This window comes from Clostridium sp., from assembly GCF_047718555.1.
Lineage (GTDB): Bacteria > Bacillota > Clostridia > Clostridiales > Clostridiaceae > Clostridium_I.
Map to the genome: position 1 here is coordinate 63,316 of NZ_JBDNRK010000008.1, position 21,165 is coordinate 84,480.

Sequence of the window (21,165 nt, forward strand, 5' to 3'; positions counted from 1 at the left end):
GAGTATTACGGATGGTAGTCATCGGATAAAATGTGATATTATTCTTTGAGAGGTTTATTTAAATAAGTGGTGGTTGGTGGTATGGTATGAAAAAAGATGATATATTTGTATTATTTGATAAGGCATATATGGAGATCTATAATAAAGAACAGAGTAAAGCTGCAAAGAAAAAATACATGAATAGTGTTTATAAGGAGATCTACAAAAAAGTATCTAAATATACTAAAGAAGATTGGAAGGGCCTTAGAGAAAGATTAAATTATATATATGAAGATATAATTATTTTAATGGATAAATCACCTGCACATGAAAAAGTTCAACAAGCTATTGGGGAATTAAGAGAGTATTATAGTGACAGCTTTTACAATTGTAATTTAAATATGTTTAGAGCTCTTGGAAAATTATATATAGAAGACGAAAATTTCAGAGATAAAATTAACCAACGAAAGGAAGGCTTAGCTGAATTTTTAAGTGAGGCCATAGAAATATATTGTGATAGATCAGAATGGTGAAGATATTATTGCCATATCAGGTACTGGACACGGAGCTGATACAGCAATAATAATAAGGCCGGCCCATGGGGCGGATATATTGAAAACTAAAATAAGAGAGATTATTTGTAAACCGTCAGAATGGTAATAAATTAAATACTTCTTAAAAGCTGAGGGTTTAATATATCACTTAATTCTGAAAAGGGAATTTTTATTAAAGGTATTCCGGAAGCAACTGGAGCAATTTCGTTGAAACCAAAAAACAATACAAGATCATTATTATCCAAATAGTAAGGTTGATCTTCAGTTATGCCTTTAAAATTGCTGGCGGTATTAGGATAATAGTCTTGAGGATTTCTCTGTAAAATTGACCTTATCTTACTGTTTAATACTGATATATAATTTGAACCAGGTTTAAATAGATCTCCTAAAGGCATAGATCTAGCATTTTGAAGATTATAATTATAGGATGTTCTTATATAACTATTTCTTCCATTTATATATTGCTGATAGATTAAAGAAATACTTAAAAGGTTATTTTTGTTATAAGTTACTAAATAGTTGTTTGAAATTTGAAATGGAACTACTGGTTTACCTGCCTGCTGCATAGCTTTTGCATTTTCATCTGCAGCTGTTTCCATTTGACTTTTAAATTCTAAAATGTCATTCTTCACATTATTATTAATGTAATTTATAACATTAGGATTAAAGTCTCCGCTTAGCACTGGAATATTTAGATATTCGTGTATTTTATAATTTTCTGAATTTAGTGGCTGAGAAGTGGCAGTTAAGGTTTTTCCGTTTGCAGGATCATTTCTATGCATGTAATATTTTGGATAGTAATCCTGCGGAAGTTGAGAACGAGTAAGATTATTATGTCCTTTATGTTTATGGTTCATAATATACACCCCCTAAGATATTGTAAATAAGATTAACGTATATGTGTCAATATTTTTTAATTATTTTTTAAGTATCTAAGCCACTAACTAGAATATGTTGCAAGTATAAAAATGTTGCTTTTTACTGGCAAACTTCTTAGATATCTAGTCCAGTAATTAGGAATATGAAAATAGATAGTAAGTCAAAGCTGTGACGTATATTTTGAATTATGTAAGGAAACAGGTTTTAGTCATAGTAAAGATTATCTCAATATAAGTTGATTTTGCAGATTTAAAAACGTCACATTCATATTAGGAGGAAATTATGTCGCATATTAAAACTAATGCTATGCGCATTTTAGATAGAAAAAAAATTGAATATAATATTATTACTTATGATAGCTCAGATGGTAAAATAGATGGAATTTCAGTAACCAATAAACTTGGGGAAGATCCTAAAGTTGTTTATAAAACTTTAGTACTTCAGGGAAGCAGTAATAATATATATGTATTTGTTACTCCTGTTGAAGCTGAAATAGACTTAAAGAAAGCGGCAGTGTGTGCAGGAGAAAAAAGTATTAAAATGATAGCAGTTAAAGATATAATGAAATTAACGAGATACATACGAGGTGGCTGTTCACCTATAGGAATGAAAAAGGATTATAAAACTTTTGTTAATATTAGCGCTTTGGATATTAATAAAATAATTGTAAGTGGTGGAAAGATAGGTACACAAATTGAAATTTCCACTGAGGATCTTGCCAAAGTTACAAATTGTGAATTTAAATATTTCATAAAACATTAAAAGAAAAATCATAAGAAGAAAGGCTGTCCAAAATATTTGGACAGCTTATTAAATTAATGCTGTTCAAAAGTTGTTATTATTCCAGAAAGTGTATTAATATGATTTCTATCTTCATTCAGCATAGAGTCCACTAATTTTGAACTGTCCTCGTCTAGGTCACCTTCTACAATTTTAGAAACAAGCTTTATACCCATGTCTTCTCCATGCTGTGCCTTTTTTACATAATCTAAAGGTTTTTTTGTGCCTATATTTTTCACACTGGATATAGTTTCTACAACTCTACCTGTTACACCTACACTGGATACAGGAACTCCTCCTAGAGTTTGGATTCTTTCAGATAATTTAATGGCATTTCTTTTGTGTTCTTTTTGTATTTTTTGAAATTCAGCTTTTGTGTTGGAATCATCTATATTTTTTATATACTTTTCATAGGAATCAATAGCCATGTACTCACCCTTTAACACAGCATTTAGTTCTTTTATACTAACATTTTTTTCTTTTTTCTTTAAATTAGAAACATCAGGTATATGATAGAAATTATTTTTTTTATTAACAATATTTTGCTTTGTTTTACCTGTAGGCATATAAAAAACACTTCCTTTCACATTAATAATATGCTCATATAATGAATAACTTATGTTATGTAATGCTGTATAGTTCAGGAAAAATTTTCATAATTTTAATTAAATATATAAAAATAAAAAGATAAATGTTGTACAAACTAATTATAATAATCAAATTAAAGAAGTTTATTTTAATGATTTTTGTCTACTTTTTGTTATATATAATTTCAATTATTTATTATTAGTATTTTTTAATTAAATAATAATTAATGTGATATATCTTAGGAGGAGAATAATTATGGCTGCATATTCTAAAATACTTTTAATAGGTCATGAAAGCAAGGATGGATTGGAAGACATATATGTAGAAATTCTGCAAGGTGAAGGTGAGAAAAGGTGGTATGAGGCAAAATATGATGAAGAAAAAATAAAACGACTTGGAAATATAAGATCTGTAATTCCAATAGATAGAGATGATCCCAATTCAACTTTAGATGCATGTATAGCTTTTGCTCCAAAATTATTTGAAAATTGTCCCTCATTAAATGATGTAAAAAGTGAATTGAAAGATAAAAATATGATAGATTTCTCTACTGGAAATAATGTACCGGAGTCTTGGAATAATCTTAGAGAAGAGGCAAAGAAAGAGTTAAGTAATATACACATATATGAGGCAGATATAAAAAGGCATAAAATTTTAAATAAAAATTGATAAAGAATAAGTGGAGATATTAGTTCATTTCCACTTATTCTTTATTTTAAAAATATATTTCATATAGAATATATTTATTGTTTCTAAGCATTTTTAGTCTAAAAGCTCAACACCTTTGGTTAGGGCTAATTTATATGTTAAAAAACTTAATATAGAATATAAAATAAGGAGTATTATAAAAGTTATAATTAAATTTAGATTTAATATAATAGAAAGAATTATTGTAAGTGCAGAGGTTAACATTAAAGCAAGCATTACAATAAAACCATTAAAATTTTGTTTTACTGCCTTTGCTTCATTATCCCAGTCAAGTTTAGGAAATTTTAAATCCACAAATATTCCTAAAAAAGAATAAAAAATTATTCCTACCATAGATATAATAGCTAACATAATTATCATTGTAAAATTGATTTTGAATACTATAGTACCAACTATTAACATCAGAATATCGGTTATAATACTTATTATTATGCCTAAAAGTACTTTGCCTAGAATTTGTTCCCTATAGGAGATTGGTAAGTATTTCATTATAAAAAATCCTTCACCTTCTCTGGAGATAGCCGTAGAACATATCATGTTAAAACTTGTTGCAATCAGTAAAATGCTTGTGGCTATGGATAAAAATGTATTATTCATAGGTAAATTAAAGTTTTTAGACATGCTGCCATTGCTAAATAGTATTATTAAAAGCATTATTGGTGGAAAAATTACGCCTCCAATTATACAATTTTGTAAATAGGCAGGAGTTCTAAGTAGTAATTTTAATTCTTTTATTACATAGGACTTTAATTTAGAATTTTGTATTGAAGATTTACTGAATTCCTTATCAGATAATTTTTTACCCTTTGAACTACTTTCTGAAATTCCAATAGCACCTTTAAAATATAAGCTCTGTGCAGCTATAACAAATATAATAAGAACTATAATTGAAATTACTAAAAATATAAGTAAATTTAATAATCCAGAAATACTCGTTGAATTTAGAAGACTAAGAGCTGCTAATTTAGCAGAGGGAAAAGCTTTAGCAGCATTATTAATGGCACCGCTGTTATCTTTAAGAGAAGTAATCATTGCACTGGGGCCACTTATTTTTCTTATATATACATTTACAAGTACTGCTAGTACTATAGCAAATATCCCAGATAAAAATTTGAATCTATCTTTGTCCTTAAATAAACCTGTAAAGGACATTATAATCATAATGATTAGTGAACAAATTACAATAGGTATTATTGGCAATGTTAAAAATACAACTACTCCATAAATAATAAAAAGGGCATTACCTGCCTTATAGCAAAATCCTATAAGAGTGGGTACTAATGTAACAATTTCTACAAAATATTCAAATAATATAATGACAATAAGTTTGGCACATAATATTTCATAGGGTTTTAAAGGCAGCGGAAGTAAAGTATCTATATCTTTGCTGAAGTAAAATATACTCATGATGTAAAAAAAACCGAATACTAGCATTACAATGCAGGAAAAAGCTAGAGTAGAAGTTAACAGCATACCTTGAAGATTAAGCTTTGCAAGAGTATCATAGGATGAAATTGTAGAAGCCGCAAATCCCAAAGCTAGGGGAAGAAAACATAATATTAGTAGTATTATCATTCCGAACTTTCTTTTCTTATTGAATCCAGATTCAAAGGGATTATCATTATTTTTTATTAGAATTTTAGTTAAAATAAATAATTTACTCATGTTCAGTCATCTCCAAAAACATTTTCTCTAAGGATTCGTTAGATTTAAAATGCTCTCTCATTTCATTTAAGGTTCCACAAAATAATAATTTCCCTTTATTTATTATTCCAACTCTATCGCATAGCTTTTCAGCTACTTCTAGTACATGAGTTGAGAAAAATACGGTTTTACCACTATCAGCATGTTCTCTCATCATCTGCTTTAGGGTAAAGGATGATTTTGGATCTAGGCCGGTCATTGGTTCATCAAGAATCCAGGTAGAAGGACTATGTACAAGTACGCCCATTATTACTATTTTTTGTCTCATACCATGAGAATAACTCTGTATTTTATCTCCAAGGGCTGTGGTCATCTCAAATCTTTCACTTAAACTTTGGATTCTTTCTTTTCTCAATTCATTGCTTACATCATACATGTCTGCCATAAAATTTAAATATTCTATGCCCTTAAGTCTCAAAAATATATCAGGACTATCTGGAACATATCCAAATTGTTTTTTTGCTTCAAGAGGTTTTTCAGTTATGTCTATACCATTTATACCAATATATCCAGAATCTTTTTTTAGAATTCCTGTAAGCATTTTTATAGTTGTAGTTTTTCCAGCACCGTTATGGCCTAAAAATCCAAAAATTTCTCCATCATTGATAGTTAGATTTAAACTATCTACGGCTTTGTTTGTTTTGTTGTAGCTTTTACTAACATCTAGAATTTCTATCATTGTGACAAGCCTCCCCATTTTTAATTTTAGTATATTTTAAGTCATACATATAAGATATTATAAATTTTTATTCAGGTCAAATATTTATCCGATAACTAGTCGCTGTAATACTCCAACTTTTACAAGGTGAAGATAACAGCGACACGTTCCTGGATAATTCATCTAAACTCAGTGGGAGTACAAATTCCCACTGAGTAAGATTCATTGATATTAATAGCAAAAACTAGATAATTAAAAAGAATGAAGCATATGGCAGTAAGCTTTTAATTTTTTCTTATTTTATACCGGGTGTACGGCACGTAACGGGATATTTTGCAGGTATTACTAAAATATCCTTTAAAAAGTTTGCTATTAATGCATATATAGGTGGAATTTTATGGAGTTTTACATTTATAACACTTGGAAAAACCTTAGGCAGCGGATGGAATAGATTTCATTTCTATATAAGAAGATATTTTATTTTAATAGCTATAGTTTTAGTAATTATAATATTGATAATCTTTATTTATAAGCATTACAAAAAGAATTCATGATATTTTTGTTTTTGGATAATAATTGGTATAATATTCACTCCTATTGGAAACTATATAGTTGAGAAAGGGGTGCTACATATGTCTAAAAGAGGCAATTCTGATAAAAAGAACGATAAAAACATTCTAGAGTCTGAAAGTGACTACGAAAAAAATAGACAGGAAAAAACTAAGAAACATAAATAGAACGTATAAAAATAAGTAATATTTATTAATGTAAATTAAAGAAAAATGGGCTGTCTCACAATGCATATTATGCATAGCGAGACAGCTTCTTAACTATTCTACTATTAAGAATAATTATTAAAATCTGATTTTTATTAAACAAATGAGGCCGTTCTCAAATTAAATGAATATTTATTCCTTTGGAGACAGTCCATTTTTGTTATTTTAAATTTGCTGGATTTTCATCATATTTGTTGTACCTGTAGTACCGGCAGGTATTCCAGCAGCAATTATAACCAAATCACCTTTTTTTATATAATTAGCCTCTAGAGATTTCTTTACAGCATCTTCAATTAATTCATCTGTAGAAATTAATTTGTTGGATACTATTGCCTTAACCCCAAAATTTAAGGAAAGAGCTCTGGCAACTTTTTCACTTGGTGTAACTGCAACGATTGGACATTCAGGTCTATATTTGGATACCATTCTAGCGGTATGGCCAGTTTGAGTTGAGGTTATGATTGCAGCAACTTTAAGTTCTTGGGCAGTAGTACAGGTAGCTAGGCTTATAGCATTTGATACATTGCTTATACTACTTTCTCTTCTCTTATTTAAGGCATCAGAGTAATCTATATTTGCTTCAGCTTCCTTAGCTATGTTAGACATAGTAGCAGCGGCCTCTAGTGGATAATCGCCACTTGCACTTTCACCACTTAACATTATGGCATCTGTTCCATCAAATATGGCATTTGCTATATCTGATGCCTCAGCTCTGGTTGGTCTTGGATTTCTTATCATTGAATCCAGCATTTGAGTTGCGGTTATAACAGGCTTACCAGCTTTATTACATTTTTGTATTATCATTTTTTGTATAATAGGTACTCTTTGAAGTAGAATTTCAACACCCATATCTCCCCTTGCAATCATAATTCCATCAGCAGCTTTAATTATTTCATCAATGTTATCTACTCCTTCCTGGGTTTCGATTTTAGGTATTATTTGAATTTTTTCTCCACCATTTTCATTAAGTATTCTTCTCACATCTAATACATCTTCAGCCTTTCTTATGAAAGAAGCAGCTACTATATCTACTTCCTGTTCACAACCAAATATTAGGTCGGCTTTATCCTTTTCAGTAACAGCAGGAAGACCTATGGACACATTGGGCACATTTATACCCTTGTGGCTTCCAATGTAGCCTGTATTAAGGGCTGTACAGTGAATTTCTTTACCTTCAACAGAATCTATTTTTAATTCTAATAGTCCATCGTCTACAAGTAACATTCCACCTGTTTTCACATCTTTATATAGTTGCTCATAGGAAACAGAGCATCTTTCCTTATTTCCAAGAAGTTCTTCACCGCATATAAACACGAATTTATTACCTTTTTCTATTAACACTCTATCATTTTCAAAATTATGGGTTCGTATTTTAGGGCCTTTAATATCCAGCATGATGGCAACTGGTTTATTGAGCTTCTCTCTAAGCTTTTTAATAATATCCATCTTTTCTTTATGACTTTCATGAGTGCCATGAGAAAAGTTAAGCCTTGTTACATTCATACCAATATTTATAAGTTTTTCTAGAGTTTCTTCTGTATCACTGGCTGGACCAATAGTAAAAATCATCTTTGTTTTTTGCATAATAAAATCTCCTTGTCAATATATAATTTTGAATAAAAATATTTTATGGTATACTATTGATATCAGTTAAGCTTATTATTAGTATATTTATAGCTTAATGAATTTATAAGTATAAAGTTACATTATAGCTTTTACAAATAGGATGATTTTGAAACATATTAAGGCATGGTAAATAATATGTGCACTATTTTTTTGCTTGCTGTTTGTTTTCACATGTCGTATTGAATAAATTATAAAATAGATTTATAAAAAATTTATTTATATAATAATATTTTTAGGAGGTGTGTTTTTTGTTTATTAATGATACAATACTTAAAGTCAGGTATGCTGAAACAGATAAAATGGGAATTGTACATAATTCCAGATATTATATATGGTTTGAAGTAGCAAGAGATGAGTATATAGAAAAATTAAATATTACATACAAAGAACTTGAGGATATGGGAATAATGATGCCTTTAGTTGAAACTCATTGTAAATACCTAGAAGGGGCAAAATATGGTGATGAGATTTTAATAAAGACCTCTGTTATTGAAATAAGTGGGGTAAAGGTAGTTTTTAATTATGATGTGTTTAGAAATAATGATAAAAAGCTTTTGGCAAAGGGAGGAACTACCCAAGCCTTTGTAAATAGCAATGAATTTAAAATAGTTAATATTAAAAAGAAATATCCAGAGGTATGGAAGCTATTTGAAAAGTTAATGTAAATATTCAATTTGTATTAATTGATAGTTAAGAATTGAGAGATGCAAATAAGAATTCAAAAAATGAGAACATTGGACTAACAATAGTTGTTACATATAATAAATTAAGATTTTATGAAGTAAAAGAGGGATAAAATGAAAAAAGCAGTTGTTCTATTATCAGGTGGTTTAGATTCGACCACAGCTTTATATTTGGCAAAATCACAGGGCTTTGAAGTTTATGCTATTTCTTTTAATTATGGGCAGAGACATAAAAAGGAAATAGAGTCTGCAAAAAAGGTTGCAGAAAAGGCAGATATAAAAGAACATATTATTGTGGATACAAATATGAATGCATGGGGAGGTTCAGCACTTACTGATTCTCATATACAAGTTCCAGAGGGAGATGAGAATAGGCAAGATATTCCTGTTACTTATGTACCAGCAAGAAATATGATATTTTTATCCTATGCAGCTTCCTATGCTGAAGCTGTGGGAGCACAGGATATATTTATAGGAGTAAGCCAGGTAGATTATTCCGGATATGTAGATTGCAGAAAAGAATTTATAGATGCTATGGAAAATGCAATAAATAAAGGCACAGTATGTGCAGTTGAAGATAATAAGCCTATAAAAATACATGCTCCATTTATGAATATGACAAAAGCTGAAGAAATAAAGCTGGGAATGGAATTAGGGGTAGATTACTCTTTGACTTGGACCTGCTATAATGGTTATGAAAATGCCTGTGGACATTGTGATAGCTGTTTACTAAGACTTAAGGCTTTTGAAGAAGCGGGATATGAAGATCCAGTGAAATATATGGATTAAAACTGGAAAAATTACACTCCTGGGGTGTAATTTTTCCAGTTTTTAGTTTCTGGCTTTTTTATTTTTCATAAATCTCTATAGGCAGATCATCAGGATCACTGAAGAAAGTAAATTTTTTATTAGTAAATTCATCTATTCTTATGGGTTCTGCTACTATTAGATTATCTTTTAAATATTGAACTGTATCGTCTATGTTATCTACCTCAAAAGAAATATGTCTTAAACCGCAGGCTTCAGGATAGCTTGGTCTTTTGGGCGCATTGGGAAAAGAAAATAATTCAAGTTGATCAAAGTTTCCAACTCTTAAATCTAGTTTATAGGAATCTCTTTCTTTCCTATAGGCTTCATGGATTATGGTAAAACCAAGAATTTCTGTGTAAAATTTTTTAGATTTATTATAGTCAGAGCATATTATTGCTACATGATTTATTCTATTGAATTTCATAATAAGTATCCTTTCCTATTATATTTGTATATTTAAGATTATAGTTTATATTTGCAATTATAACACATATTGCTAATATTTTTTATGATGCTATTTTTTATTTAAAAAGCTCTAATATTCCAGCTGTTACAGCATAATTTATACTTGAGTACATATCTTATAAAATATTTATTAATGGTATAGTATCATAATAGTCACTATTTTAGAGAATAATATCATAGAGTATAGTAACTGTATACTGCATAAACAGAGTTCTTTGTTTCAGGTGGAGTTTTTTTCTCCATCTGAAACTTACTAACAGAGTTCTTAGTATCGGTATTTTCGATACTTAGAAATCGTTGTCCTTTAGGGTAAATCGTTATCCAGGGACGTAGCATCCGTTATCTCCCACTTTGATAGAAAAGCAGAGAACCAAAATCTTGGATTTTGTGTGAATCGCTTTCGCTGTGTGCGATGGGAGTATTATGGATGCTAGTCATCGGATAAAATAATAGTTTTTTAGATGTAAAGAGGTGTGAATATATTGAATAAAGCTTTATTTTTAGACAGAGACGGAGTTATAAATGAAAACGAAAAACCTATAAATAAACCTGAAGATTTTAAATTATATAAAGGAGTGAAAGAAGCTTTAAGCAAGGCACAGAAAAATGAATTTGAAATATTTGTAGTGACAAATCAGGGAGGAATTGAGATTGGACATATTACTGTTGAACAACTTAATAGAATTCACGAGAAAATGATTGAAATGTTAAAACCTTATTGTAATATTAGAGAGATAAAATTTTGCCCAGACTACCATTTAGATAGTGGGTGTAGAAAGCCATCACCTAAAATGATATTGGAATTAGCAGAAAGATATAACATTAATCTTAAAGAAAGTTATATGATAGGTGACAGAGATACAGATATAGAAGCTGGAAAGAGAGCTGGCTGTAAAACTGGAAAGATAGGTAGATTTAATAGTGATGCCGATGTTAATGGGAAAAGTTTATATGATATAGTTAATAATATAATCAATTAGTATAAATGGATAAAATTTATATATAATTTTCACAACAATTATACTAATATTTAACGAATTAGACTATTAAAGCATTACATTTACTTGTGAATATTATCATGAAATATATTAAAATTACAATTTAACAAAATAAAACTAAGTAGAAGAAGTTTTTTAGTGAGACTTCTTCTGTTAAATTTAAGCTATCTTTTTTAATTTATGTTTATTTGATGAGGTTATATAATATCCATAGGCTGTAATAATAATTGCTGCAGCATAAGGGATATATAATACAAAAAATTCTGGGATTATTTGAAGCATTAATTCATCATGTAAAAACATATCAAAAGCAGTGTGGGCAAGTATGGCACCACCTATGTATATTACAAAAGGATGTTTTTTCATAATGTTTGCTACATATACGCTTCCTAAAAATATTATTGGAATATTTATAAGAAGACCGAAGACAATCAAAAATATATTGCCGTTTGCACTGCCTGCTATAGCTAGTACATTATCAATACTCATAGTTAAATCTGCAAGGACAATACTGTAAATAGCACGCCAAAAACCATGTACACTTTTTTGCTTTAGTGTATTATTATGTTTTGGTTTAATAAAATCAAAGGTTATTATTATGAGAATGATACCTCCAACTAATTTAATTGGGAGTCCTTCAATCATTAAAATGTATGTAATGAAGCAAGAAAATATTATTCTTAATACAATTGCAAAAATAACTCCTATGAAAGAAGCCTTTTTTGCAAGCTTTAAAGGTAAATCTTTTGTAGCTAGTGCTATTATACCTATATTGTCTCCGCTTAATACAATATCTAATAAAGTTATTTTTATTATTCCACTGATAATTAAAATATAGTGATCCATAATTTTCCTCCAATGGCTTTATATTATATAAACATTTATATATAGAATTATATTATAAATAAATAATTTAATGTAATAAAAATAAATTATTTATCTTAAAAGTTAATTATAGTAATAATTAAAAACATATGATTATATAATAAAACTATTGAATAAATTCAGATATTTAATTAACAAAACGTATTACAAAATCCCTTATTAGGATTAGACAAGTAATCCTAATAAGGGATTGATGTTTATAAAGGTATTTATATAAATAAAATTAAGGATTACTAATAATTTCTTGAGCTAAAGTTAGACAATATATAATTTTTTGTCAAATACTTCTTTAAATTCATCAGTAGCAGTTAAAGCTTCTTTAATTTCAAGAGTAGGCATGGCATCAGAAATAGTTTTTATTATTACAGTATCCTCATCTATAATGCATTTAACATCTTTTACTATTGAAATCATACTTTTATCTAGATTTTCTGCAAGTCTTAATAACAATCCTAATTGCCTTATGGTTTCCAAATCTTCCTTAGTAATTATAGTTTTGTATTCAGAATAATTAATTGGAAAACTATCATCTCTATGGCTTGCTGCTATGCAGGCACTCATTACTAACTCCCTATGGGAAAGTCCATTGATCTGTGAATTGAGTATCATATATAGAGAATGTTTATAGTGAAAATAGTAAGTTATATTGGAGCCAATGTGGTGCAGCATGGCAGAGGTTTTTATAATATTATGTAGGCTGCAGGCACTTTTTATTAATGGTTTAAGTTCACTATATAAAGAATTCATCAAATGATATATGTGCTCAGCATGCCTGAAATTGCTATTATGATTTATCAATAAAGTATTGATAGAAAAATCAAGTACATCCTTTATGGGAGTATTATCTTTGCATATATGACTATACAGTAAGCCCTCTCTTATGCCATTTCTGCTTATAATTATATCTTCAATAGAACAGAATTCTATTAAAGTTGAAATGGCAGCGGCAGCACCTACAAAAATATCGGCTCTATCACTGGATAAACCTTTGATCTTTTTCCTTTGAACATTGTTTTTACTCTTTACTAAATTATAAATGGATATAATATCTGTGTCTTTCATGTGATAATTATGCATTAGGTTTAGAGGATAGTTAATAGATTTTCTATGGATTTTACCTAGTGTTCGTATACTTCCACCAATACCTATTAGAGTGTAGCCTTTAGCTTCCTTTAGCCACTCTAAATCATTAAATTGTTTTAGTAAAAAATTTTTAAGTATATTTTCTTTATCATCTTCAAGTACATCGTTAATTTCAAATTTTTTAATTAAATTTATTGCTCCAAAGGGAATACTAATACTATGTATAAGTTTTCTGTGTTTTACAAGTATAAGCTCAGTACTTGCTCCACCAATATCCACTATAAGAGCATTATCTACATTCATACTGTTTATAGTACTGAAATAGTCATAATAAGCTTCTTCTGTACCAGTTAAAACAGTTATTTTTAGTCCTATACTGTTTTCTATTTTATCTAAAAATTCTCTTTGATTTTTAGCGCTTCTTATGGCCTCTGTTGCCACTGCTGTTATTTCTGAAACTTCAAAAGCAGTGCATATATTTTTATAGGTGGTTAGTGTTTTTAAGGTCAGCTCAATTTTTTCCTCTGACAATATTTTATTTTCATCAAGTCCATCTCCAAGTCTTAAGTATTCTTTAAGTTCATTTATTATGCGTATAGAATTTTTATCACCTATATCTGCAAGCAAAAGGCGTACTGAATTAGATCCTATGTCGATTATACCTATCCTTTTGTTCATAAAGTCACTCCTTATATAAATAAATTCATATATTTTAATATATATATAATCTTTCTCTGCTATAATATATATTATTTCATAAAATAATTATATTCAATATAAATTTTTTTACTATTTGGGATAAACTAATAATAAATTTAATTAATTATGTTGTTTTATGTAATTAGGGAGGATACAAGCAAATGGAAAGTACTCATAGGGAAACCGTTGCGGCTTTAGATCTTGGAGCTAATTTTTTCAGAATGATAATTGCTGAAATCAGCAGTGATGGTAGTATTAATATATTAGATGATTTGCAAAAAAATACGTCTTTGGGGAGAGATACTTTTACCAAGAAAAGAATAGGTGTAGAGGCAATTTATGAGACTTGTTCAATATTGGATGGCTTTGTAAAGCTTATGAAGGACTATGGTGTTAAGTATTATTGGGCAGTTTCTACCAGCGGGATAAGAGAAGCTGAAAATAGAGAGTATGTATTAGAACAAATAAGAGTAAGAACTGGAATACTAATTGAGGTAATAAACACATCTCAGGAAAGATTTTTAGTATTTAAAGCTTTAAGAGACAAAATAGAAAACTCAAAGGAAATATACAATGAAGGTGCAATGATTCTTAACATAGGTTCAGGTGGTATTGAAGTTTCTATATACAATGAAGGAAGTCTTAAATTTACTGAATATATAAAGATAGGTTCTCTTAGGCTGAGAGAAATCTTAGGGGGACTTGAAAATAAAACCTTAAATTTTTCAGAGGTCATGACTGAATTTGTAGAAAGTAGAATTTACACCCTAAGAAATTATTTAGAAGGTTATAAAGTTAAAAATTTTGTTGGATTAGGTGGAAGTTTTAAATTTCTTTTAAAAATGTATTCTAATGAAGAAAAAAGATATATTTCAAGGGAGTCACTTTTGGATTTTTTAAATAAGATAAAAAATATGACCACAAAAAGAATATGTGAAGAATTTGATATAACAATGGGGGAAGCTAAACTTCTGCTGCCTTCCACAATAATTGTAGAAACATTTTTAAATATGACTTTAGCTGAAGGAGTAAATGTACCAAAAATTTCTTTAAGACATGGAATGTTAATAGATATGCTGAGTAAAAAACTTGATCCCAGCAAGAAAAGGATGTTTGATCATGATATTATAAGTTCCGTTTGGTATATAGGCAGAAAATACGGCATAGATAAAAAACATTCAGAAAGAGTAAAGAATTTGTCTCTTGAAATATTTGATAAAACCAAAAGATTTCATAGATTGGGAGATAGGGAAAGATTATTCTTAGAAATAGCAGCCATACTTCATGATGTAGGGAAATATGTAAACTTAAATGAAGATGGTTTTTATTGCTATAATATTATTTACTATGAAGAAATACTTGGATTATCTGATAAAAATTTAAATATTGTGGCAAATGTGGTAAGATATCATGGTGAGGAGATACCATCACTTTCTCATGAAAATTATAAAACTTTAAATTTTACTGATAAAATAATTGTATCCAAATTGGCAGCTATTTTAAAACTTGCAGAAGCTTTAAATATATCAAAGAAAAATAAAATTGATAATAATATATACATAACAGTGGAAGACAGAACTGTATATTTTCAATTGGATACTTATAAGGATTGTACTCTTGAAATGTGGAGTTTTAAAAATAATGGTGAATTTTTTGAAGAAGTAATGGGAGTAAAACCTATAATAAAAATTAAAAATTAAAAATTTTGGAATAAGGTATTTTTAATTATTATTTTATATAGCTAAAGGAAAGGTGTAGTATGGATAGCAAATATGAAAATTTTATTAACAGAGAACTCAGTTGGCTGGAATTTAATAAAAGAGTTCTAGAAGAGGCTGCAGATAAAACTAATCCGCTGCTAGAAAGACTTAAATTTTTGTCAATTGTAAACTCAAATTTAGATGAATTTTTTATGATAAGAGTGGCCTCCTTAATAGAACAGGTACAGGCAAATTTTGATAAAGTGGACTTTGCAGGACTTAGCTCCAGTGAGCAGGTTAAAAAGATAACTGAAAAAGTTCATAAAATGGTACATGAGCAATATGACATATATAAAAATCTTGAAAATGAATTAAAAAATGAGCATATTGTTATATTAAAGCCAGAAGATATAAATAGTGATCAGACAAAATTTATAAATGTTTATTTTCATTCAAAAATATATCCCGTTCTTACGCCAATGGTAGTTGATAGCAGCAGGCCTTTTCCACTTATCCTCAATAAGAGTTTAAATATAGCACTTTTTATTGATGGCAAGGAAGAAGAAGAGAATATTTTTGCCACAGTGCAGGTTCCTTCTGTTCTTGGAAGGATAGTAGAATTACCTAAGTGTAATGATGATAAATGTTTTATTCTTCTTGAAGATATTATAAAAATGCACATAAATGATATTTTCATGGGCCACAATATAAAGGCTATAGGGTGCTATAGAATTACAAGAAATGCAGACCTCAGTATTGATGAGGAAGGAGCAGAAGATTTGCTAGAAGCTATTCAGCAGTCTGTAAAGAATAGAAAATGGGGAGAAGCTATTCGTATAGAGATAGAGCATGATATGGATAACAGACTTATTGAACTTCTAAATGAGGAATTGGAGGCTTCCTTTGGGGAAATATATGATATAAAAGGGCCAATTGATCTCACATTTTTATCAAAGCTAGGTTCTATTGAAGGTTATGATAATTTAAAATATCCTAATTTTAATTCTGTACCTGTACCAGAATTTATTGTAAGAGAAAATATATTTGATGCCATATCAAAAAATGATATCTTGGTGCATCATCCTTATCAGACATTTAAATGCGTTGTGGATTTAGTTAAGATGGCAGCTAGAGATCCTAAGGTGCTGGCTATAAAGCAGACACTTTACAGGGTGAGCGGAAATTCCCCTATAGTAAAAGCACTAATGGAAGCGGCGGAAAATGGAAAACAAGTAACGGTATTAGTAGAATTAAAGGCCAGATTTGATGAAGAAAACAATATAATATGGGCAAGGAAGCTTGAAAAGGCAGGTTGTCATGTTATATATGGCCTTCTGGGACTTAAAACTCATGGGAAAATCCTTTTAATAGTTAGAAATGAAGATGATGGGATTAAAAGATATGTGCACATGGGAACAGGTAATTATAATGACGTAACTGCTAATTTTTATACTGACATAGGGTTATTTACCGCCAATACATATGTGGGTGAGGATGCTTCTGCTTTATTTAATATGCTTTCAGGATATTCTATGATAAGTGAAATGAATAAGCTGTATATAGCACCTTCTGGGCTAAGAAAAAAATTTATTTCTCTTATAAAGAGAGAAGAGGATAATGCCAAAAACGGTAAAAAAGCAAATATTATAGCTAAAATCAATTCACTTGTAGATAAGCAGATAATAGAAGCATTATATGATGCGTCCAGAGCTGGAGTTAAAATTCAGCTTATTGTAAGGGGAATATGCTGTCTTAGACCAGGACTTAAAGGTGTAAGTGAAAATATAACAGTAATAAGTATAGTTGGAAGATTCCTAGAGCATAGTAGAATTTTTTATTTTTCTAATGATTCAAATGAAGAAATATATTTATCTAGTGCTGATTGGATGAATAGAAATTTAGATAGGAGAGTAGAAATATTATTTCCAATAGAGGATGAGGAAAATAAGCATAGAATAAAACAATTTTTAAATGTTTATTTATCTGATAACGTAAAGGCAAGAATTTTAAATAATGATGGAACTTATTCTAGAGTAACTTGTAATGAGGGCGATGAAATGATAAATAGTCAGGAATATTTTTCAAAGAAGGCTATAAAACAGGTCAAAAAGGCTAAAAAACAAGAAAGTCAGCAGAAATTCACCCCTGTAACATCATTGAAAGGTAAGTTTTAATGAGTAAATTTATATTGACATAGATATAGGTTAAATACTATAATTTAGTATAAACTATTATATAAGGCACATTCAAATAAATAACTAGTCAGTATGCTAGTCTATTTTGAATCCTACTACGTCAACAGAACCCTCAGATAGTTCACTATCCTCAGAACCTGTTTCCTTGTATGATTCAAAATATCCGTCGCATCTTTGACTTACTATTTATTTTCATATGCCTAAGTATGGATTTGTTGAAGAGGAGAGTAGCTAATAGAAAATTTTTAGCGAGCTGAAGAGGGTGGAAGTTCAGTGGTTTTTTATTAAAGCATATATTAATTAGTAGCTTATGGATATATATGTCCGTGTGAAGAGAACCTTGGAAAAACTTCAAAGGGGAAATATATTTTTCTTGATGAAAGTCGTTTTTGCTGCGTTAAAGCATTGAGTGGACTGAGGAATCATCAAATAAAAATAAATAACAGCTGGTATATTTGATGTGTTATTTATGTAGATGCCCAATGTCAATCAGAGTGGTACCGCGGATTATCCGTCTCTGCAATTTTTTGCATAGGCGGTTTTTTATTTTTTAATAAATTTTTATAAGGATATAATTCATCTAAACTTGATGAGCTTATAAATTTTCACTAAAGTAACATTCATTGATAAAAAGGAGAGTATTTATGGATTATAAGAAAATAATTGCAGAAAAAATTAAAAAGACTGTAGAATTAGAATTAGAAACTATTGAAAGATTAATAGAAATACCACCTAAATCTGAGATGGGAGACTATGCTTTTCCATGCTTTTCTCTGGCAAAAACTTTGAGAAAGGCACCAAATATGATTGCAGAAGATATTGCAAGAAATATAGATAAGGACGGCTTTGAAAAGATAGAAAATCTAGGACCATATTTAAATTTCTTTGTTGACAAAGGAGTTTTTATAAAAAATACAGTTGAAAAAATATTAATTGAAAAAGATTCCTATGGTTCATCCGAAATTGGAAAGGGTAAAAATATTACTATAGATTTTTCTTCACCTAATATTGCAAAGCCTTTTCATGTAGGGCATCTTTTCAGCACAGCCATAGGAAATTCATTATATAGAATTTTGTCCTTTGAAGGTTATAAATGTATAGGAATAAATCATCTGGGAGATTGGGGAACTCAGTTTGGCAAATTAATATGTGCCTATAAAAGATGGTGCAATAAAGAGCAATTGGAAAAAGAGCCAATAAAAGAACTACTAAGAATATATGTTAAATTTCATGAAGAAGCAGATAAGGATTCAAGTCTTGAGGATGAGGCTAGAATGTATTTTAAGAAATTAGAAGATGGTGAGAAAGAAGAGACTGAACTTTGGGAAAAGTTTAGGGAACTAAGTCTTAAAGAATTCCAGAATGTGTATGATTTATTAAATGTAAAATTCGACTCCTATGCAGGGGAAAGCTTTTATAATGATAAAATGGATGCAGTAGTAGAGGAAATAGATAAAAAGGGATTACTTGTAGACAGCAATGGTGCAAAGGTTGTAATGCTTGAGGAATTTAATATGCCTCCTTGTATAATTAAAAAGTCAGATGGAGCTACAATTTATGCTACCCGTGATTTAGCAGCAGCAGAATATAGGAAGAATACCTATGATTTTTATAAGAGTATTTATGTAGTTGGAGGAGAGCAAAGGCTTCATTTTAAGCAGGTGTTTAAGACATTGGAACTTATGGGTTATGATTGGGCAAAAAATTGCAATCATGTAAGCTTTGGACTTGTAAAATTTGCAGATAAAAAGCTATCTACCAGAAAAGGTGAGGTGATTTTCCTAGAAGATTTATTAAATGAATCCATATCAAAAACTTTAGAGATTATAAATGAGAAAAATCCTGAACTCAATGATAAGGAGGAAGTTGCTAAGAAAGTTGGAGTAGGAGCAATGATATTTACTTATCTTAAAAACGGCAGAGAGAAGGATATAGTTTTTGACTGGAAAGAAATGCTCAGCTTTGATGGTGAAACTGGCCCTTATATTCAGTATACTTATGCGAGGGGAAAAAGCATATTGAGAAAACTTGGAACTGCCCAGGGTGAAATAAACTATTGTAAGCTAAATACTGCTGAAGAATTTGAGCTTATAAAGTATTTAGAAAGCTTTCAAAAAGCTATTTTTGATGCTATAGATAAATTGGAGCCTTCAATTTTAACAAGACATATTATAGATATTGCAAAGGCATTCAATAAATTTTACAATCTTCACAAGATAGCAACGGTAGAAGATGATGAAATTAAAAATGCAAGATTAAAGCTTGTGGAAGCAACTTCTCAGGTAATAAAAAATGGTCTGTATTTATTGGGAATAAATACAGTGGAAAGTATGTAGAATTATAGTATAATTATATGAAAGATCTTATTTTAAGACTTAACAAACCTAGGAATAAGTCTACATATTAAAAGTTTACAGGGAGGTATGGAAATGAAAGGTTTTTCTTGGAACATAATGATTCCGGTTATCATATTAATCGTCATATTACTGACAGCTTACAATATGCTCAAAGTATTTGTATTTGATAAGCTAAGAACAGTAAAATGGGCAAAATGGGTAGTGGTGGTAATTACTGTATTGTTAGGAGCACTAAACGGATATGCAGGAAATAAATTCGGTGAAACAAGCTGGCAATACTATATTTGTATGGGGTTGTTTGTTATAGCATTGTTTACTTTTTTCGATCTTTTGGGATTTGGAAGAAGGTCATCATCATCAAAATATAATAAAAAAGACGATGTAGTCATAAGGCCTAAAGCTAAACCTAATAGGGTGAAAAATAAAGATAAAGATAAATAATAATAAAACGAGAGCTTGCAAAATTAGCTCTCGTTTTGTTATTTATTAGAATCTTGCTGTTATAGTTCCACAGGCAATTTTTTTGCCGGAATTACCAGAGGGTTGAGTTCTATAATCATCTGGACTTTCATGAATAACTACAGATCTATTAATAATATCTCTAACTTTAAATTTACTTGTAAAAAAGCTCATTTTAGTTATAGAATTATTGTTGGAAAATAATACAGGAAAGTCTCCAGCATGGTTTCCATGTGGCTGATTGGTTGGATTCCAATGCTCACCAGTTTGTGGAAAAGGATTATCTGTAGTCCCTGGATTTCCACAGCTATTCTGATGTATATGAAAACCAAAGGGACCTATTTGAGGGTTATTGCCTTCTGCTGGTTTATAAGGTGGTAAGTTCTTTATATTAACATATACTTCACAGCCAGCAGGAACATCCTTAAAAATCACCGTACCGGTTATGTCAGGATATTTAGTACCACCCTTGACATAGGCAATAGCATAGGTGGGTACTGAAGCCCTTGTAAAGTTATTGTAATAAATATTGTCATAGTAGTATTCATTGTAGTTACTATACATATATATTCCTCCGAT

At 29.5% G+C, this 21,165-nt stretch carries 21 protein-coding genes; 12 read left to right on the plus strand and 9 right to left on the minus strand.

What is annotated here, in order from left to right; all coding sequences use genetic code 11:
• The first annotated feature begins 86 nt into the window (after positions 1 to 86).
• The gene (locus ABF633_RS05230; protein ID WP_415522590.1) at positions 87 to 512 is read left to right on the plus strand and encodes a TipAS antibiotic-recognition domain-containing protein; all 426 of its coding nucleotides are present in this window, start codon (positions 87 to 89) and stop codon (positions 510 to 512) included.
• Positions 493 to 639, plus strand: a complete 147-nt coding sequence (locus tag ABF633_RS05235; protein ID WP_415522591.1) for a hypothetical protein — start codon at positions 493 to 495, stop codon at positions 637 to 639. The genes ABF633_RS05230 and ABF633_RS05235 overlap by 20 nt, the downstream gene beginning before the upstream one ends.
• A 4-nt stretch (positions 640 to 643) precedes the next feature.
• On the opposite strand, the gene ABF633_RS05240 is transcribed toward ABF633_RS05235, so the two are convergent.
• Entirely contained in the window at positions 644 to 1,390 is a 747-nt protein-coding gene (locus ABF633_RS05240) for a DUF3298 domain-containing protein (protein WP_415522592.1), read from the minus strand.
• A 304-nt stretch (positions 1,391 to 1,694) separates the two neighbouring features.
• Here ABF633_RS05240 and ybaK point away from each other — a divergent pair, with 304 nt between their 5' ends.
• Positions 1,695 to 2,174, plus strand: a complete 480-nt coding sequence (ybaK, locus tag ABF633_RS05245) for a Cys-tRNA(Pro) deacylase (RefSeq protein ID WP_415522593.1) — start codon at positions 1,695 to 1,697, stop codon at positions 2,172 to 2,174.
• A 53-nt stretch (positions 2,175 to 2,227) separates the two neighbouring features.
• On the opposite strand, the gene ABF633_RS05250 is transcribed toward ybaK, so the two are convergent.
• Entirely contained in the window at positions 2,228 to 2,758 is a 531-nt protein-coding gene (locus ABF633_RS05250; RefSeq protein ID WP_415522594.1) for a DUF2383 domain-containing protein, read from the minus strand.
• 277 nt (positions 2,759 to 3,035) lie between these two features.
• Here ABF633_RS05250 and ABF633_RS05255 point away from each other — a divergent pair, with 277 nt between their 5' ends.
• A complete protein-coding gene (locus ABF633_RS05255) occupies positions 3,036 to 3,449 on the plus strand; it encodes a hypothetical protein (protein WP_415522595.1) in 414 nt (137 codons plus the stop codon).
• Between the two features lie 93 nt (positions 3,450 to 3,542).
• Here ABF633_RS05255 and ABF633_RS05260 read toward each other — a convergent pair whose 3' ends face one another.
• Together ABF633_RS05260 and ABF633_RS05265 are read right to left on the minus strand one after the other, a co-directional pair.
• Positions 3,543 to 5,153, minus strand: coding sequence for a putative ABC transporter permease subunit (locus ABF633_RS05260; protein WP_415522596.1), 1,611 nt, complete (start codon positions 5,151 to 5,153; stop codon positions 3,543 to 3,545).
• A complete protein-coding gene (locus ABF633_RS05265) occupies positions 5,146 to 5,871 on the minus strand; it encodes an ABC transporter ATP-binding protein (protein WP_415522597.1) in 726 nt (241 codons plus the stop codon). Before ABF633_RS05265 ends, ABF633_RS05260 begins: the two co-directional genes overlap by 8 nt.
• Positions 5,872 to 6,101: 230 nt before the next feature.
• Between ABF633_RS05265 and ABF633_RS05270 the strand changes: the two genes are divergently transcribed.
• The gene (locus ABF633_RS05270; protein ID WP_415522631.1) at positions 6,102 to 6,404 is read left to right on the plus strand and encodes a DedA family protein; all 303 of its coding nucleotides are present in this window, start codon (positions 6,102 to 6,104) and stop codon (positions 6,402 to 6,404) included.
• A gap of 387 nt (positions 6,405 to 6,791) precedes the next feature.
• Here the strand turns inward: ABF633_RS05270 and pyk are convergent, their stop codons facing one another.
• A complete protein-coding gene (gene pyk, locus ABF633_RS05275) occupies positions 6,792 to 8,210 on the minus strand; it encodes a pyruvate kinase (RefSeq protein ID WP_415522598.1) in 1,419 nt (472 codons plus the stop codon).
• 290 nt (positions 8,211 to 8,500) lie between these two features.
• Between pyk and ABF633_RS05280 the strand changes: the two genes are divergently transcribed.
• Both ABF633_RS05280 and queC read left to right on the plus strand, forming a co-directional pair.
• Complete coding sequence (locus ABF633_RS05280) at positions 8,501 to 8,917, plus strand: acyl-CoA thioesterase (protein WP_415522599.1); 417 nt, start codon at positions 8,501 to 8,503, stop codon at positions 8,915 to 8,917.
• A 132-nt stretch (positions 8,918 to 9,049) separates the two neighbouring features.
• Positions 9,050 to 9,724, plus strand: coding sequence for a 7-cyano-7-deazaguanine synthase QueC (gene queC / locus ABF633_RS05285; RefSeq protein WP_415522600.1), 675 nt, complete (start codon positions 9,050 to 9,052; stop codon positions 9,722 to 9,724).
• Between the two features lie 58 nt (positions 9,725 to 9,782).
• Here queC and ABF633_RS05290 read toward each other — a convergent pair whose 3' ends face one another.
• A complete protein-coding gene (locus ABF633_RS05290) occupies positions 9,783 to 10,169 on the minus strand; it encodes a VOC family protein (RefSeq protein WP_415522601.1) in 387 nt (128 codons plus the stop codon).
• 514 nt (positions 10,170 to 10,683) lie between these two features.
• Here ABF633_RS05290 and ABF633_RS05295 point away from each other — a divergent pair.
• Complete coding sequence (locus ABF633_RS05295) at positions 10,684 to 11,190, plus strand: D-glycero-alpha-D-manno-heptose-1,7-bisphosphate 7-phosphatase (protein ID WP_415522602.1); 507 nt, start codon at positions 10,684 to 10,686, stop codon at positions 11,188 to 11,190.
• A gap of 177 nt (positions 11,191 to 11,367) precedes the next feature.
• Here ABF633_RS05295 and ABF633_RS05300 read toward each other — a convergent pair whose 3' ends face one another.
• Both ABF633_RS05300 and ppx read right to left on the minus strand, forming a co-directional pair.
• Positions 11,368 to 12,054 carry a TerC family protein gene (locus ABF633_RS05300; RefSeq protein WP_415522603.1) on the minus strand — a complete coding sequence of 229 codons (687 nt, stop codon included), beginning with the start codon at positions 12,052 to 12,054 and terminating at the stop codon, positions 11,368 to 11,370.
• Positions 12,055 to 12,348: 294 nt separating this feature from the next.
• Positions 12,349 to 13,854, minus strand: a complete 1,506-nt coding sequence (gene ppx / locus ABF633_RS05305) for an exopolyphosphatase (RefSeq protein WP_415522604.1) — start codon at positions 13,852 to 13,854, stop codon at positions 12,349 to 12,351.
• A 182-nt stretch (positions 13,855 to 14,036) separates the two neighbouring features.
• Between ppx and ABF633_RS05310 the strand changes: the two genes are divergently transcribed.
• The 4 genes from ABF633_RS05310 to ABF633_RS05325 all read left to right on the plus strand — a co-directional run bounded on the left by ABF633_RS05310 (position 14,037) and on the right by ABF633_RS05325 (position 20,568).
• Positions 14,037 to 15,575, plus strand: a complete 1,539-nt coding sequence (locus ABF633_RS05310; RefSeq protein WP_415522605.1) for an HD domain-containing protein — start codon at positions 14,037 to 14,039, stop codon at positions 15,573 to 15,575.
• 59 nt (positions 15,576 to 15,634) lie between these two features.
• Positions 15,635 to 17,749 (plus strand): RNA degradosome polyphosphate kinase, encoded by a 2,115-nt coding sequence (locus ABF633_RS05315; protein WP_415522606.1) that lies wholly within the window; start codon positions 15,635 to 15,637, stop codon positions 17,747 to 17,749.
• Positions 17,750 to 18,414: 665 nt separating this feature from the next.
• On the plus strand, positions 18,415 to 20,106 hold the full coding sequence (gene argS / locus ABF633_RS05320; protein ID WP_415522607.1) for an arginine--tRNA ligase: 1,692 nt from the start codon (positions 18,415 to 18,417) through the stop codon (positions 20,104 to 20,106).
• Between the two features lie 93 nt (positions 20,107 to 20,199).
• Complete coding sequence (locus tag ABF633_RS05325; RefSeq protein ID WP_415522608.1) at positions 20,200 to 20,568, plus strand: amino acid permease; 369 nt, start codon at positions 20,200 to 20,202, stop codon at positions 20,566 to 20,568.
• 45 nt (positions 20,569 to 20,613) lie between these two features.
• Here the strand turns inward: ABF633_RS05325 and ABF633_RS05330 are convergent, their stop codons facing one another.
• On the minus strand, positions 20,614 to 21,150 hold the full coding sequence (locus ABF633_RS05330; RefSeq protein WP_415522609.1) for a superoxide dismutase family protein: 537 nt from the start codon (positions 21,148 to 21,150) through the stop codon (positions 20,614 to 20,616).
• Positions 21,151 to 21,165: the final 15 nt, after the last annotated feature.

Bases quoted from the DNA above. Each gene is read 5' to 3' on its own strand.
- ybaK (WP_415522593.1), top strand. From the start codon at position 1,695: ATGTCGCATATTAAAACTAATGCTATGCGCATTTTAGATAGAAAAAAA.
- ABF633_RS05240 (WP_415522592.1), bottom strand. From the start codon at position 1,390: ATGAACCATAAACATAAAGGACATAATAATCTTACTCGTTCTCAACTT.
- ABF633_RS05290 (WP_415522601.1), bottom strand. From the start codon at position 10,169: ATGAAATTCAATAGAATAAATCATGTAGCAATAATATGCTCTGACTAT.
- argS (WP_415522607.1), top strand. From the start codon at position 18,415: ATGGATTATAAGAAAATAATTGCAGAAAAAATTAAAAAGACTGTAGAA.
- ABF633_RS05300 (WP_415522603.1), bottom strand. From the start codon at position 12,054: ATGGATCACTATATTTTAATTATCAGTGGAATAATAAAAATAACTTTA.
- ABF633_RS05325 (WP_415522608.1), top strand. From the start codon at position 20,200: ATGAAAGGTTTTTCTTGGAACATAATGATTCCGGTTATCATATTAATC.
- ABF633_RS05330 (WP_415522609.1), bottom strand. From the start codon at position 21,150: ATGTATAGTAACTACAATGAATACTACTATGACAATATTTATTACAAT.
- ABF633_RS05255 (WP_415522595.1), top strand. From the start codon at position 3,036: ATGGCTGCATATTCTAAAATACTTTTAATAGGTCATGAAAGCAAGGAT.
- pyk (WP_415522598.1), bottom strand. From the start codon at position 8,210: ATGCAAAAAACAAAGATGATTTTTACTATTGGTCCAGCCAGTGATACA.
- ABF633_RS05260 (WP_415522596.1), bottom strand. From the start codon at position 5,153: ATGAGTAAATTATTTATTTTAACTAAAATTCTAATAAAAAATAATGAT.
- ABF633_RS05250 (WP_415522594.1), bottom strand. From the start codon at position 2,758: ATGCCTACAGGTAAAACAAAGCAAAATATTGTTAATAAAAAAAATAAT.
- ABF633_RS05230 (WP_415522590.1), top strand. From the start codon at position 87: ATGAAAAAAGATGATATATTTGTATTATTTGATAAGGCATATATGGAG.
- ABF633_RS05315 (WP_415522606.1), top strand. From the start codon at position 15,635: ATGGATAGCAAATATGAAAATTTTATTAACAGAGAACTCAGTTGGCTG.
- ppx (WP_415522604.1), bottom strand. From the start codon at position 13,854: ATGAACAAAAGGATAGGTATAATCGACATAGGATCTAATTCAGTACGC.
- queC (WP_415522600.1), top strand. From the start codon at position 9,050: ATGAAAAAAGCAGTTGTTCTATTATCAGGTGGTTTAGATTCGACCACA.
- ABF633_RS05310 (WP_415522605.1), top strand. From the start codon at position 14,037: ATGGAAAGTACTCATAGGGAAACCGTTGCGGCTTTAGATCTTGGAGCT.
- ABF633_RS05265 (WP_415522597.1), bottom strand. From the start codon at position 5,871: ATGATAGAAATTCTAGATGTTAGTAAAAGCTACAACAAAACAAACAAA.